Origin of the sequence: Actinoplanes ianthinogenes (assembly GCF_018324205.1) — a bacterium.
Taxonomy (GTDB): Bacteria; Actinomycetota; Actinomycetes; order Mycobacteriales; family Micromonosporaceae; genus Actinoplanes; species Actinoplanes ianthinogenes.
Genome location: NZ_AP023356.1, coordinates 5,500,793 through 5,513,778, shown reverse-complemented (window position 1 = coordinate 5,513,778; position 12,986 = coordinate 5,500,793). Strand labels below are relative to the sequence as shown.

Annotated in this window: 11 protein-coding genes; 3 read left to right on the top strand and 8 right to left on the bottom strand. The window is 69.5% G+C overall.

Features of this window, described 5'->3' with window-relative positions:
• Positions 1-599 precede the first annotated feature (599 nt).
• The 7 genes from Aiant_RS25010 to Aiant_RS24980 form a co-directional block, all read right to left on the bottom strand.
• Positions 600-1,607 (bottom strand): ABC transporter ATP-binding protein, encoded by a 1,008-nt coding sequence (locus tag Aiant_RS25010; protein WP_189329270.1) that lies wholly within the window; start codon positions 1,605-1,607, stop codon positions 600-602.
• The gene (locus Aiant_RS25005; protein ID WP_189329269.1) at positions 1,600-2,631 is read right to left on the bottom strand and encodes an ABC transporter ATP-binding protein; all 1,032 of its coding nucleotides are present in this window, start codon (positions 2,629-2,631) and stop codon (positions 1,600-1,602) included. Before Aiant_RS25005 ends, Aiant_RS25010 begins: the two co-directional genes overlap by 8 nt.
• 4 nt (positions 2,632-2,635) lie before the next feature.
• Complete coding sequence (locus tag Aiant_RS25000) at positions 2,636-3,574, bottom strand: ABC transporter permease (protein WP_189329268.1); 939 nt, start codon at positions 3,572-3,574, stop codon at positions 2,636-2,638.
• Positions 3,567-4,493, bottom strand: a complete 927-nt coding sequence (locus Aiant_RS24995) for an ABC transporter permease (protein ID WP_189329267.1) — start codon at positions 4,491-4,493, stop codon at positions 3,567-3,569. The genes Aiant_RS25000 and Aiant_RS24995 overlap by 8 nt, the downstream gene beginning before the upstream one ends.
• 127 nt (positions 4,494-4,620) lie before the next feature.
• Positions 4,621-6,258, bottom strand: a complete 1,638-nt coding sequence (locus Aiant_RS24990; protein ID WP_189329266.1) for a peptide ABC transporter substrate-binding protein — start codon at positions 6,256-6,258, stop codon at positions 4,621-4,623.
• Positions 6,259-6,504: 246 nt separating this feature from the next.
• Positions 6,505-7,170, bottom strand: coding sequence for a response regulator (locus tag Aiant_RS24985; protein WP_189329265.1), 666 nt, complete (start codon positions 7,168-7,170; stop codon positions 6,505-6,507).
• The gene (locus Aiant_RS24980) at positions 7,167-8,429 is read right to left on the bottom strand and encodes an ATP-binding protein (RefSeq protein ID WP_268248685.1); all 1,263 of its coding nucleotides are present in this window, start codon (positions 8,427-8,429) and stop codon (positions 7,167-7,169) included. The genes Aiant_RS24985 and Aiant_RS24980 overlap by 4 nt, the downstream gene beginning before the upstream one ends.
• Before the next feature lie 133 nt (positions 8,430-8,562).
• Here Aiant_RS24980 and Aiant_RS46610 point away from each other — a divergent pair, with 133 nt between their 5' ends.
• Genes Aiant_RS46610 through Aiant_RS24965 form a run of 3 tightly spaced genes read left to right on the top strand, consistent with a single transcriptional unit; the run spans position 8,563 to position 11,590 of the window.
• Entirely contained in the window at positions 8,563-9,948 is a 1,386-nt protein-coding gene (locus tag Aiant_RS46610) for a PspC domain-containing protein (RefSeq protein WP_189329264.1), read from the top strand.
• Positions 9,945-10,292, top strand: a complete 348-nt coding sequence (locus tag Aiant_RS24970; protein ID WP_189329263.1) for a phage holin family protein — start codon at positions 9,945-9,947, stop codon at positions 10,290-10,292. Before Aiant_RS46610 ends, Aiant_RS24970 begins: the two co-directional genes overlap by 4 nt.
• Positions 10,293-10,345: 53 nt before the next feature.
• Entirely contained in the window at positions 10,346-11,590 is a 1,245-nt protein-coding gene (locus tag Aiant_RS24965) for a phosphatidylserine decarboxylase (RefSeq protein WP_189329262.1), read from the top strand.
• A gap of 372 nt (positions 11,591-11,962) precedes the next feature.
• Here Aiant_RS24965 and Aiant_RS24960 read toward each other — a convergent pair whose 3' ends face one another.
• Positions 11,963-12,928: a CDP-alcohol phosphatidyltransferase family protein gene (locus Aiant_RS24960; RefSeq protein WP_425322616.1), complete on the bottom strand. Its 966-nt coding sequence runs from the start codon at positions 12,926-12,928 to the stop codon at positions 11,963-11,965.
• Between the last annotated feature and the right edge of the window lie 58 nt (positions 12,929-12,986).

Below are 12,986 nucleotides of genomic sequence, written 5' to 3'. Positions count from 1 at the left end.
ACGGCCCTAACCAGCAACGGAACAGGGCGCTGGACGCCAGCCGAGCAGTATCGGGCTGGCCCTGACGGCCCTACCCAGCAACGGAACAGGGCGCTGGACGCCAGCCAAGCAGTATCGGGCTGGCCCTGACGGCCCTAACCAGCAACGGAACAGGGCGCTGGACGCCAGCCAAGCAGTATCGGGCTGGCCCTGACGGCCCTACCCAGCAACGGAACAGGGCGCTGGAGGCCAGCCGAGCAGCATCGGGCTGGCCCTGACGGCCCTATCCGGGCACGGGATAGGGCGCTGGGGGCCAGCTGGGGAGTGTCGGGCTGGGCGTGGTGGCCCTATTCGGGGGTGGGATAGGGCGCTGGGGGGCAGCTGGGGGTTGATCTCCGGAACCAACCGCGGGCAGTGAAGGGTGGGCTGATTGTTTTGGACGCGCCAGCGGCCAGATCAGGCCGCCCGGCCCGCGCGGGAGCATGCGATCTGTACCCCGGCGGACCTGCGTGAATGAAGATTTTGCACTTGAATGTGGTCTTTGATTTTGGTGTCGCCCGGCGGATTTGCGCTGGACGGCAAAAGGCCGGGCCGACAACGGCCCGGCCTTTCCTCGCGAATCAGCGGCCGTGCACGACGTCGCGGATCTCCGCGAAGTGGCATGCGCTGGGGTGCGGGGAGCGGTCGCGGATCTGGAGCAGCGGCTCCTGCTGCGCGCAGATCTCCGCGGCCTTCCAGCACCGGGTGCGGAACCGGCAGCCCGAGGGCGGGTTGGCCGGCGACGGGACGTCACCCTCCAGCACGATCTGGTCGCGGTGGCCGCGCAGGCGCGGGTCCGGGACCGGCACGGCGGAGAGCAGCGCCTGCGTGTACGGGTGCGTCGGCTGCTCGTAGATCGCCTGGTCGTGACCCGTCTCGATGACCTTGCCGAGGTACATCACGGCGACCCGGTCGGAGATGTGCCGGACCACCGACAGGTCGTGCGCGATGAAGATGTACGACAGGCCGAACTCGTTCTGGAGGCGCTCCAGCAGGTTGATCACCTGCGCCTGGATGGACACGTCCAGCGCCGACACCGGCTCGTCGCAGACGATGATCTCCGGCTTGAGCGCGAGCGCCCGGGCGATGCCGATGCGCTGGCGCTGACCGCCGGAGAACTGGTGCGGGTACCGGTTGATGTGGTCGGGGTTGAGACCGACCGTGTCCAGCAGGTCCTGCACCGCGCGCTGCCGGCCGCCCTTCGGAACCACCTCGGGGTGGATCGTGAACGGCTCCCCGATGATGTCGCCGACCGTCATGCGCGGGTTCAGCGACGTGTACGGGTCCTGCAACACCATCTGGATGTTCCGCCGGGCCCGGCGCAGCGCCGAACCCTTCAGCTTCACCATGTCCTGGCCGCGCACGTTGATCGAGCCGGCGGTCGGTTTCTCCAGGCCCACCAGCAGCTTGGCCAGCGTCGACTTGCCACAGCCGGACTCGCCGACGACGCCCAGGGTCTCGCCCCGGCGCAGGTGGATGTCGACACCGTCGACCGCCCGGACCGCGCCGACCTTGCTCTTGAAGACGATGCCCTGGGTGATCGGGAAGTGCTTGACCAGACCCTTGGTCTCGAGGACGACGTCACTCACCGATGACCTCCCGGAAGAAGTGGCAGCGGGCCGTGCGCTGCGGCGCCACGGCGTACGCGGGCGGCGGCGGATCCTGCCGGCAGGCGTCCCGGGCGTACGCGCACCGCGGGTTGAACGCGCAACCACGCGGGATGTCGGTCAGCGCCGGAGGCAGGCCCCGGATGACGCTGAGCTGCTGCCCCTTCATGTCGAGCCGGGGAATCGACTCGAGCAGGGCCCGGGTGTACGGGTGCGCCGGCCGGGAGTAGATGTCGTAGACACCCGCCTCCTCGACCACCTTGCCCGCGTACATCACCGAGATCCGGTCGGCCACGTCGGCGACCACGCCCATGTCGTGCGTGATCAGGATGAGGCCCATGTTGCGCTGCCGCTGCAGGTCCGCGAGCAGGCCCATGATCTGCGCCTGCACGGTGACGTCGAGCGCCGTGGTGGGCTCGTCGGCGATCAGCACCTCGGGGTCGAGCGCCAGCGCCATGGCGATCATGACGCGCTGCCGCATACCACCCGAGAACTGGTGCGGGTAGTCGTCGACCCGGGTCCGGGCGGCCGGGATCTTGACCTGCTCCAGCAGGTCGATCGACCGCTTCTTGGCGTCCGCCCGGGACATCCCCCGGTGCTTGCGGAACAGCTCGCTGAGCTGGAAACCGACCGTGTAGACCGGGTTCAGCGCGGAGAGCGCGTCCTGGAAGATCATCGCGATCTTGTTGGCCCGGACCTTGCGGCGGTCGTCCTCCTTGAGCTTCAGGAGGTCGACGCCGCGGTACCGGATCTCGCCCTGCGTGATGTAGCCGGGCGGGGTGTCCAGGATGCCCATGATGGCCTGCGCGGTCACCGACTTGCCACAGCCGGACTCGCCCAGGATGGCGAGGGACTCGCCCGGGGAGAGCCGGAAGTTCGCGCCGTTGACGGCCTTGGCCACGCCGTACTGGGTGCGGAACTCGACGTGCAGATCGGTCACGTCGAGCAGGGGTGCGCGCGGGTCGACGCCCGGTAGGACGTCCAGTTGCGCCTTGATATCAGTCACAGGGTCACCGCAACTTCGGGTCGAAGGCGTCGCGGATGGCGTCGCCGAGCATGATGAACGCGAGCACCGTCACGGCGAGGAAGATCGCCGGCCAGACCAGCGGCCACGGCTGGGTGCGGGCGAACTGGGTGCCCTCGGAGATCATGATGCCCCAGCTGATCGCGCCGTTCTTCAGACCGACGCCGAGGAACGACAGGGTCGCCTCGCTGGAGATGTTGATGCCGAGGAGCAGGGTCAGCATGACGATGTAGGACGCGATGGAGTTCGGCAGGATGTGCTTGAGCATCAACCGGCTCGGCTTGGCGCCCAGCATCCGGGCGGCCGCCACGTAGTCCTGCTGCTTCGCCGAGATGACCGCGGACCGCATGACACGGGCCCCGGAGGTCCAGGTCAGCAGGCCCAGGGTCAGCGTCACCGCGAGCACACCGTCGGACTGGGGGTCGGACCCGAGCCGGCGGGACAGCACGATGCCGGCCAGCAGGAACGGGACACCCAGCATGATGTCGATGATCCGGGACAGGACCGCGTCCGTCGCACCGCCGAAGTAGCCGGCGGCCAGACCGAAGATCAGGCCGATGATGCCGGAGATCGCGGTGGAGAGCACCCCGATCTTGATCGAGTTCCAGGCGCCGTTGACGATCTTGGCGTAGATGTCGCAGCCCTGGAAGTCGTACCCGAACAGGGCGTTGCCGCTCGGGCCCTTGAACTGGTTCGCCAGCGTGCAGGCGCCCGGGTCGGCCGTGGTGAACAGCGACGGGAACAGCGCCATCACCAGGACGAAGGCCACCAGCACGACGGCCACCCAGAAGATCTTGCGCTTGCGCAGATCCGCCCAGGCGTCGCCGGCCAGACTCCGCGGCTTGTCCTTCTTGACCGGGCCGTGCGGGACGTTCGGCTGACCGCCCGGCAGCTCGGCCTCGGTCACGGTGTTCAAGTCACTCATAGCGGATCCTGGGGTCGAGGGCGGCGTACAGCAGGTCGACGAGCAGGTTGATGAACAGAACGAGGATCACCAAGATGCTCACGAAACCGACCACGAGCGGGCCGTCCTCGGTCCGGATCGCGCGGGCCAGGTTGAAGCCGACACCCGGGATGTTGAAGACGTGCTCGGTCACGATGGCGCCGGACAGCAGCGTTCCCAGGTCGACACCGATCAGGGTGACCACCGGGATGAGCGAGTTGCGCATGACATGCACCCAGATGACGCGCATCCGGTTGAGGCCCTTGGCCCGAGCGGTCCGGACGTAGTCGGCGCGGAGGTTCTCCACGACCGAGGTCCGGGTTACCCGCATCTCCGGGGCGATCACGATGCAGGCCAGCACGATCGCCGGTAAAAGCAGTTGCCAGAGGGTCGCGTCCCGTGTTGCGGTAGGTGAGAACCACCCCAACTGAATACCGAAGATGAGCTGAGCCAGCGGCGCGATCACGACGATCGGCATGGCGAGGAGGACCAGCGTGACGACGAGGGAGACGTTGTCGAACAGGCCACCCCGCTTGAGGGCGGAGTAAACGCCCACGGTGATCGAGAAGGCCACCGCGATGATCATGGCGATGATGGCGAGCTTGATGGTCACCGGCCAGGCGTCGGCCATCATGTCGGCGATCTTGCGGCCGGTCATCGAGGTACCGAAGTCCCCGGTCAGCACGCCCTTGATGTAGTACCAGTACTGCATGAAGAAACCTTCATCCAGGTGGTACCGCTCGGTCAGCGCGATGCGCTGACTCTCGGAGATGGGTCGTTCGCCAACCAACGCCTGGATGGGGTCGGTCTGGTTGGCGAACATCAGCGCGAATACCAGGAAGGTCGCACCGAAGAAGGTGAGGACCATCTGTAGTAAGCGCCGCACGATGTAGCGGAACATACGGGTTTAGCCTCTTCCGCGGAAGAGCGCCGGCCTCGTGAGCACGGCGACATGAGGTAGGGGTAACACAGTGGTGGCGCCACGGTTTCACATTCTCCGTGACGCCACCACTGGTCTAGCGGTCAGATCAGCCGACAACTTCGATCTTGTAGATGTCAACCCGCTGGAACAGGTCGACGTTCACGTTGTTGACCTTGGTCGAGTAACCGAACACGTTCTGGCCGACACGCAGCGGGATGACCGGCATGTCCTTGGCCAGGATGTCCTCGGCGGCCTGCCACTTGGCGATGGCCTGCTCCGTGGTCGCCGCCTCGGAGCCCTCCTTGACCAGGTTGTCGAAGGTCGGGTTGCTGTACCCGTAGTAGTTGGAGGAACCGTCGGTGCTGTACAGCGGGCCGAGGTAGTTCTCCATCAGCGGGTAGTCCATGATCCAGCCGAGGCGGATCAGGCCGACCGGCTGCTTCTTCTCCACCTTGGTCAGCAGGTCGGCGAACTTCGGCTCCTCGCCGCCGACGCAGTTGATGCCCAGGGAAGCCTTGATCTGGTTGCACGTCGCGTCCACCCACGCCTTGTGGTTGCCGTCGACGTTGTACGTGATCTTGATTTCCTTGGGACCCTTGGCCGCCTCGTACAGCTTCTTGGCCTCGGTCGGGTTGTACTCACAGTTCGCGCCACAGGAGTTCGGGCGGTAGCCCGCGACGACCGGGGAGACGAACGAGGTGGCCGGCGACTGCGAACCCAGGAAGATCTGGTCGGTGATCTCCTGGCGGTTGATCGCCATCGAGATCGCCCGGCGGACGTCGACGTTCTGGAACTCCTTCTGGAACGTCGGGAAACCGACGAACTGGAAGACGGAGTTCGGGCTCTTCTTGAACCGGTCACCCAGGTCGGCCGAGGCCTTGGCCAGGCTCTCGATCGGGATGGTGGTCTGCACGTCGACGGTGCCCGAGATCAGGTCGGCGTACTCGGCCTGCTGGTCCTGGTAGATCTTCCAGGTGATGCCGTCGACCTTGGGAACGGTGCCCTTGAAGTCGGCGACCTTCTCCACGACGATCTGCGAGTCGTGCTCCCACTTGCCCTTCAGCTTGAAGGGGCCGTTACCGATGATGGCGTCCTCGAAGCCGTCGGCGATGACGCCGTCCGACGAGAAGGCGGCCTTCGGCAGCGGGTAGAAGGCGGTGTAGCCCATGACGGACTGCCAGCCGGCGAACGGCGCCGACAGGGTCACCTTGAAGGTGGTGTCGTCCACCTTCTCCAGACCGGTCAGCTTCTTCGCCTTGGGCTCGGGGGCCTTCTGCGGGCCCTCCTCGCCATCCGGGTCCTTGGACTGCAGGTCCGCGTAGCCCTTGATGCGCTCGAAGAAGTACGACGCGCCCTGGCCGTTCGGGCCGTAGGCGCCGTAGTTCCAGGCGTTGATGTAGTTGTCCGAGGTAACCGGCTCGCCGTTACTGAACGTGAAGCCGGACTTCAGCTTGATGGTCCAGACGGTGTTCTTCGCGTCCGGGGTGATCGACTCAGCGGCGACCGGAACCGGCTGGTTCTGCGCGTCGAAGTCGACCAGGGGGTAGAACAGCGAGGCGAGCACCTCGGCACCGTTGGACTCGGTAGCGTTGGAGGGAATCAGGTGCTGCGGTTCGCCGATACCGATAACGACCGTATTCGAAGTGGTGTCCGAGCCTTCCGACCCGCCACCACCGCAACCGGCGGCCAACAAGGCGATGGCGGTCGCACCGACCGCCATCTTCCATGGGCTTTTCCCAGGCATGGGAGTGCCTCCTTCAGGGGCGCTCACGAGGGGTTGTGTGAGTAGCTGCCACTGTGACACAGGGGCACTGAAACCAAAGAGCGCCGTTATCAAGCCGATATTAGCCGTTTACGTCCGTACGCACGGCCAAAGATCGTTCTTTCGGCTGATTCGACGGGTCTGAGCTGCGCGTACTCCCCCCAGTGGCCGAACGTACACCCAGCGCAGCCGTTCGTGCGAACTTCCGTGACGCTCGGTGGATGCCGCTCACACCAGCCGGCGGTCGGCAGCCCAGCGTGACAACTCGTAGCGGTTGCTCATCTGAAGTTTGCGCAGCACGTTGGAGACGTGGGTCTCGACCGTCTTGATCGAGATGTACAGCTCCTTGGCGATCTCCTTGTACGCGTACCCCCGCGCGAGCAGCCGCAGCACCTCCCGCTCCCGGTTGGTCAGCTGGTCCAGCTCGGGGTCGGCGACCGGCACGTCCGGCCGGGAGGCGAACGCGTCCAGCACGAACCCGGCCAGCCGGGGGCTGAACACCGCGTCCCCGTCGGCCACCCGGCGCACCGCGGCGGCCAGCTCGTCCGGCGAGATGGTCTTGGTGACGTAGCCCCGGGCGCCGGCCCGGATCAGGCCGATCACGTCCTCGGCCGCGTCCGAGACGGACAGCGCCAGGAACTTGACCTGCGGGTGGGTGCGCCGGATGCTCTCCAGCACCGCGCGCCCGCCGCCGTCCGGCATGTGCACGTCGAGCAGCACCACGTCGGGCTGGATGGCGCCGATCCGGCTGATCGCCTCGGCCACCGTGCTGGCCTCGCCCACCACCTCGACGTGCTGGCCCAGCTCGGCGCGCACCCCGGCGCGGAACATCGCGTGGTCGTCGACCAGGAAGACGGTCAGCCGGCCGGCCGACTGGGTCACGGGCTCGGTCATCGTGCTGACTCCTTACCGGCGGTCACGCTCTCCCGGGAGACCGGGAGGGTGAGACGCACTTCCGTACCGTTGCCGACGCCGCTGCGGATCTCCGCGCGCCCGCCGTGGCGCTGCATGCGCCCGATGATCGAACCACGTACCCCGTGCCGTGTCTCGGCCACACCGCTCAGCTCGAACCCGGCGCCGCGGTCCCGGACGAAGACGCTCAGCTCGTCCGGCTCCACCTCGGCGTAGAGCGACACGGTCTGCACCCCGGCGTGCCGGGCCGCGTTGACCAGCGCCTCGCGCGCCGCGGCGACCAGGGCGGCCACCCGCTCGTCGCACTGGGTGTCGCCGACCACCACCGCCTCCACGCTGATCGCGTAGGTGTCCTCGACCTCGGCGGCGGCCTGCTCCAGCGCGGCGGAGAACCGCTCGGTCGGCGAGGCGGTCGGCTTGTAGAGCCAGTTGCGCAGGCTGCGCTCCTGGCCGCGGGCCAGCCGCTGCACCTCCTTGATGTCCGCCGAGTTGCGCTGGATCAGGGCCAGCGTGTGCAGCACCTGATCGTGGATCATCGCGGCCACCTCGGCCCGCTCCTGCTCCCGGATCCGGCCCTCGCGCTCGGCGCGCAGCTGGCCGAAGGTGCGCCAGACCAGCGGCGCCACCACCACGCCGACGCCGAGCAGGCCGACCAGCGCGAAGATCATGCCGTTCAGCACCGAGGAGAGCGAGCCGGCCGGCGAGTAGATCGCGACCACGCCGATCACCCCGATGGAGACCAGCACGCCGCCGCCGACGAAGCGGAGCATGAACGAGCGCCGGTCGGTCTCGCCGACGATCGCGGCCATCCAGCCGGACTTCCCGTTCGCGTCGGTCCACTGCTCGCGGCGGCTCGGATCGGACTGGTGCCAGATCACCCCGGCGCCGACCGCGACCACCGCGATCATCCAGCCCACCGTGGTGGCCACCTGGTCACCGAAGACCAGCGCCTGGAGCAGCACCACCCCCAGGCCGATCGCCGCGAACGGGACCAGCGCGGCGAAGTCGCGGCGGGTGTGCTGCTCGTCGTTGCGCGCCTCCTGCGGGAGCACCGCCCAGTAGGCGGCGTAGAGCAGCAGGCCGAGAGCGTTGAAGCCGAGCAGGACCACGAGGCTGATGCGCACCGCGATGACCGGCACACCCAGGTGGCGGGCCAGCCCCGAGGCGACACCGGCCACGATCCGGTGCTCGCGAGGGCGATACAACCGGCGTGGTTGCGGCGGGGCGGCGGCGGTAGTCACCCTCAAATCGTCACACGTACGGCAAGCCCCGGCCACGGGGAACTTCCCCGGTACCGGCCCGCCCGGATCTCAGGGTGGCCTCAGGGTCGGCGCCTGAGGCGACTCGGGCGTTCCCGGCCTCAGGATCGAAGGCATGAACGACGAAGCTGCTGAACCCCGTACCCCGGGTACCGGTCCAGAGGGCGGGCCGGCACCTTCCGCTCCCCCGCCGGGGGCCAATGTTCCGCCGTGGCTCTCCGCGGCGGGCGCCGCGTTCGCCCGGCAGCAACTGGTCCGCCCGCGGGAGGGCCGGTACATCGCCGGCGTCTGCGGCGCGCTGGCCCGGCGCACCAACACCGACCCGGTGCTCTGGCGGGTGCTGCTCGCCGTGCTCGGCGTGCTCGGCGGCGCCGGCGTGCTGTTCTACCTGATCGGCTGGCTGATCATCCCGTCCGAGGGCGACTCCGCCTCGCCGGTCGAGTCGCTGCTCGGCAAGGGCCACTCCGGGATGTCGCCGCTCTCCGTGGTGCTGCTCGGCAGCGCGGCGCTGCTCACCTTCTCGTTCGTGGTCAGCGACGGCGCCCGGGCCAGCATGCTCGCGGCCGCGGTCCTGGTCGGCGCGTTCCTGCTGATCAAGCGAGGTGCGCCGGCCGGTGCCTTTCCGCCGCCCCCGGCGGCGGCGCCACCTACCGGTCCGGCGCCGGCCCCGTCGTCCGAGGAGCCCACGATGGCGTTCACTGCCCCGGCCCCGGCCGCACCGGCCGGCGAACCGGTGACCCCGCCGGCCCCGCCGCCCTACGAGCCGCCGCGCTGGACCCCGCCGGCCGAGTCGGGGTACCGGCCGCCGTTCGCGCCGCACGGCCCGTTCGCCGGGCACGGGCACGTCCCGCACCCGCCGCACCCGCCGCACACCCCGCGGCCGCCGAAACCGCCCAAGCCGCCGAAGGAGCGCTCGATCCTGGGCCGGCTCACCTTCTTCGCGCTGATCATGGTGGTCGGCGTGCTGGCCGCGCTGGACATGGCCGGCGTCCGCGTGGCGGTCTCCGCGTACTTCGCCGCCGCCCTGGTCACCATCGCGCTCGGCCTGCTGGTCGGCGCCTGGTTCGGCCGGGCCCGGGGGCTGATCTTCCTGGCCTTCCTGACCACTGTCGGTCTGGTGGTCTCCACCGGCACCGAGCGCTGGGGCAGTGAGTTCCGGGACAGCGTCTACCGGCCGGCCAGCCTGGCCGAGGTCGCCGACTCCTACGAGTTCACCCTCGGCAACGTCACCCTCGACCTGCGCGGGGTGGACTTCACCGGCGCCGAGCAGACCACCGCGGTCACCATGAAGGTGGGCCAGCTGCGGGTCCTGCTGCCGGACGAGGTGGACACCACGGCACAGATCCGGGTCGGTGGCCGCGCCGAGGTCTTCGGCCAGGAGTACAGCGGCAACGAGGCACAGTCGAAGTCGATCACCGACGTCGGACGGGACGGGACCGGCGGCGGCCAGCTCCACCTCGACCTGCGGCTCGACACCGGAAACCTGGAGGTACTGCGATGAAACCGCATCGCCTGGACGGCGTCTCGCTGACCTTCGGCCTGCTCTTCCTGCTGATCGCGATCTGGTGGGCGGTCTCCCAGGTGGTCACCCTGCACCTGCCCGCGCTGGGCTGGACGGTGGCCGGCGGACTGATCCTGTTCGGCATGATCGGCCTGCTCGGAGCGATCAGTTCCGGACGCCGGGAGCAGCCGGCTCCTCCGGTCGCGGAGCCGGTCAAGGTCCCGAGCACCCCCGGTGACCTGCCGCCGGAGATGCACGCCTCGATCGTCCAGGAGCTCCTGGAGGACCCGGGCAGCCGCTTCCAGAAGGAGCACCCGGACGCCGACCGGCAGCCGGAGAAGTGACCGATGCCCCGCCCACGGGCCACCGCTCGCGGGCGGGGCAATATGCTCGCTGAATGACCCCGTTTCCCGCCGTGTCCGCCACGCCCGTTCCGGCCGTGGGAGCCCGGGCCGCTCGTGCCCTGACCGCCGAGTTCGCCCGGCAGAACGCGGCCACCACCGCCCTGCTGATCGGCGCCGACCACGCCTCCGCCGTGGTGGCCGCCGCCGTCGAGGCTCTCCTGCCCGGCGACACGCTGGTCCTGGTGGCCGGCGAGCACAGCAGCGCCGACCTGCTCCGCGGCCACATCACCGGCCTGGGCAGCTGGGTGGCCGACCGGGTGAAGATCGTCGAGTCCCTGGACGAGGCGCCCTCCGCCGACGTGGTGATCGTCGGTGAGCCGCTGACCGGCACCGCCGAGGACACCCGCGGCCTCATCGACAAGCTGGCGAAACACCTCGCCGACGGCGCCGTGCTGAGCATCGCCGCCCCGGCCGGCCCGGGCCGCACCCAGGGTGCCGCGGCCGAGCTGTTCCGGCAGGGCTCGCTCTTCGGTGTCGGCTCCGACCTGGTGGTCCGCAACCAGCCGCCGCTGCGCGTGCACAAGCTGCGCTTCACCCCGGCCGACGTGTCCACGGCCGCCGGCCTGGCCCCGGCCTACCGCTCCTCCAGCGTCCCGCTGACCCGTGGCATGCACATCGACTCGAACGGCGTCGCCGCCGCCGGCATCGCGCTCGGCCTGGCCGCGCTGGCCCGCCGCGCCCGGCCGCAGTCCAAGCTGTGGCTGATCCCGGCGCTGGCCGCCGCCCCGGTCGCGGCGTTCTTCCGCGACCCGGAGCGGGACGTGCCCACCGACGCGTCCGCCGTGGTCGCCGCCGCCGACGGCAAGGTGCTCTCGGTCGAGCGGATGCACGACGACCGTTTCGGCCCGGGCGAGTTCCTCCGCGTCGCGGTCTTCCTCTCCGTCTTCGACGTGCACGTCAACCGCTCGCCGGTCGCCGGCCGGGTCGCCGACTACTTCGTCGAGGAGGGCGGCTTCGCGAACGCGGCGACCGCCGCCGCCGAGCACAACGTCGCGGCCTACACGGTCCTGGACACCGATCACGGCACCGTCGCGGTGGCCCAGCGCACCGGCCTGATCGCCCGCCGCATCGTCCAGCGCGCGCCGGTCGGCACCCTGCTGGCCAAGGGCGAGCGCTACGGCCTGATCCGCTTCGGCTCGCGCACCGACGTCTACCTGCCGGCCGACAAGGTCGACGCCCTGGTCAGCGTCGGCGAGCGAGTCGTCGGCGGATCGACGGTCATCGCGCGCTGGAAGTAGGCCGGGCGCGCTCCGCGTCCTCGATCCACGAGCTTTATTTACGCAGGTCCGCGCGGGTGCAGATCGCATGCTCCCGCGCGGGCCGGGCCCCGGCGTTTTGCCGCGGCGCGAAGCACCCGTCATTGCCCGCGGGTGGTTCCGGAGATCAACCCCGGCCCGCGGCAGCGGACGGAACGGGCGTTGCCAGGCATTCATCCCGACATCGAATACCGCTGCTCCGGGCGGGCGGGACAGGTAACGAGAGTCGTGGGCACGAGCGGCTGGTCGTACCGAAAGGCTGGCGGCCGAGAGTCATGAGCGGTCGCAAGCGGGAGGCGGCCGGACATGCGGAAGGCCGCCTCCGAGGAGGCGGCCTCTGCGGTGGAGCGGACGTCAGGCGCGCTTGGCGCGGACCCACAGGATCGGGCCGCTGACCAGGTATGTCGCGACGACCAGGACGAACGTCATCTTCGAATCGACCAGGGCGCCGACGATCGGGAGCACCCAGAGCCACGGCGGGAGCTTCACGATGCGGGCCAGCTTCGCGTAAGGGAAGCTGGACACCATCGCGAAGGCCAGCAACGCGACGCCGGCCAGGACGGCCATGCCGGGGAGCGGCAGGCCGATCAGCACGGCCAGGGCGAGGACCGCGGCGACCATCGTGGTGGGCACGCCGCAGAAGAACCGGCCGTCTTTCGGCGAGACGTTGAAGCGGGCCAGCCGGATCGCGGCGCAACCGGCCACCAGGGCGCAGGCCACCGCGGCGGCCGACTGGGGCGCCTTGTCGGCCAGCGAGGCGTAGACCACGACCGGCGCGGCCAGGCCGAACGAGCACATGTCGACGAGCGAGTCCATCTGGGCGCCGAACGGGCTGGCGACCCCGAGCTTGCGGGCCAGCGCGCCGTCGAGGCCGTCGAAGACCACGCAGGCGACCAGGCACGCGGCCGCGACCTCGACCCGGCCGGCCATGGCCAGGAAGATGGCCAGCAGGCCGAGCCCGAGGCTGCTCAGGGTGCAGGCGTTGACCAGGGCGAATCGGGCACGGCGTGCCATCGTCTGCTCACCGGGGAGCAGCGGGATGGTGGCCGGCACGGCCTGGTCGTCGAAGGTGGCAGACGTGTCCAGCGGAACTCCGGGGGCGGGAATCGTGCGGCTCAGCCCCGGCTCCAGCCCGGTGTAAAGCACCTCGGCTCGGGTCGCGGTGGCGGCCCGGCTCGTCTCGGCTGAGCGGCGACCCACGCGAACCAGCAAGGCCTGCCGGGCGAGGGACCCGCCGCGGCGTATGCGACCAGCCCAACGACGTCCGGCGGGACGGGGACTATCCGTCGACCGACGCCGGCGCCAAGGGGTACTCGGCACGTGCTTCCTCCATGGAGTTCGTGGTCACCGGCGTCTTCCTTGAGCCCGGCGAAATTGC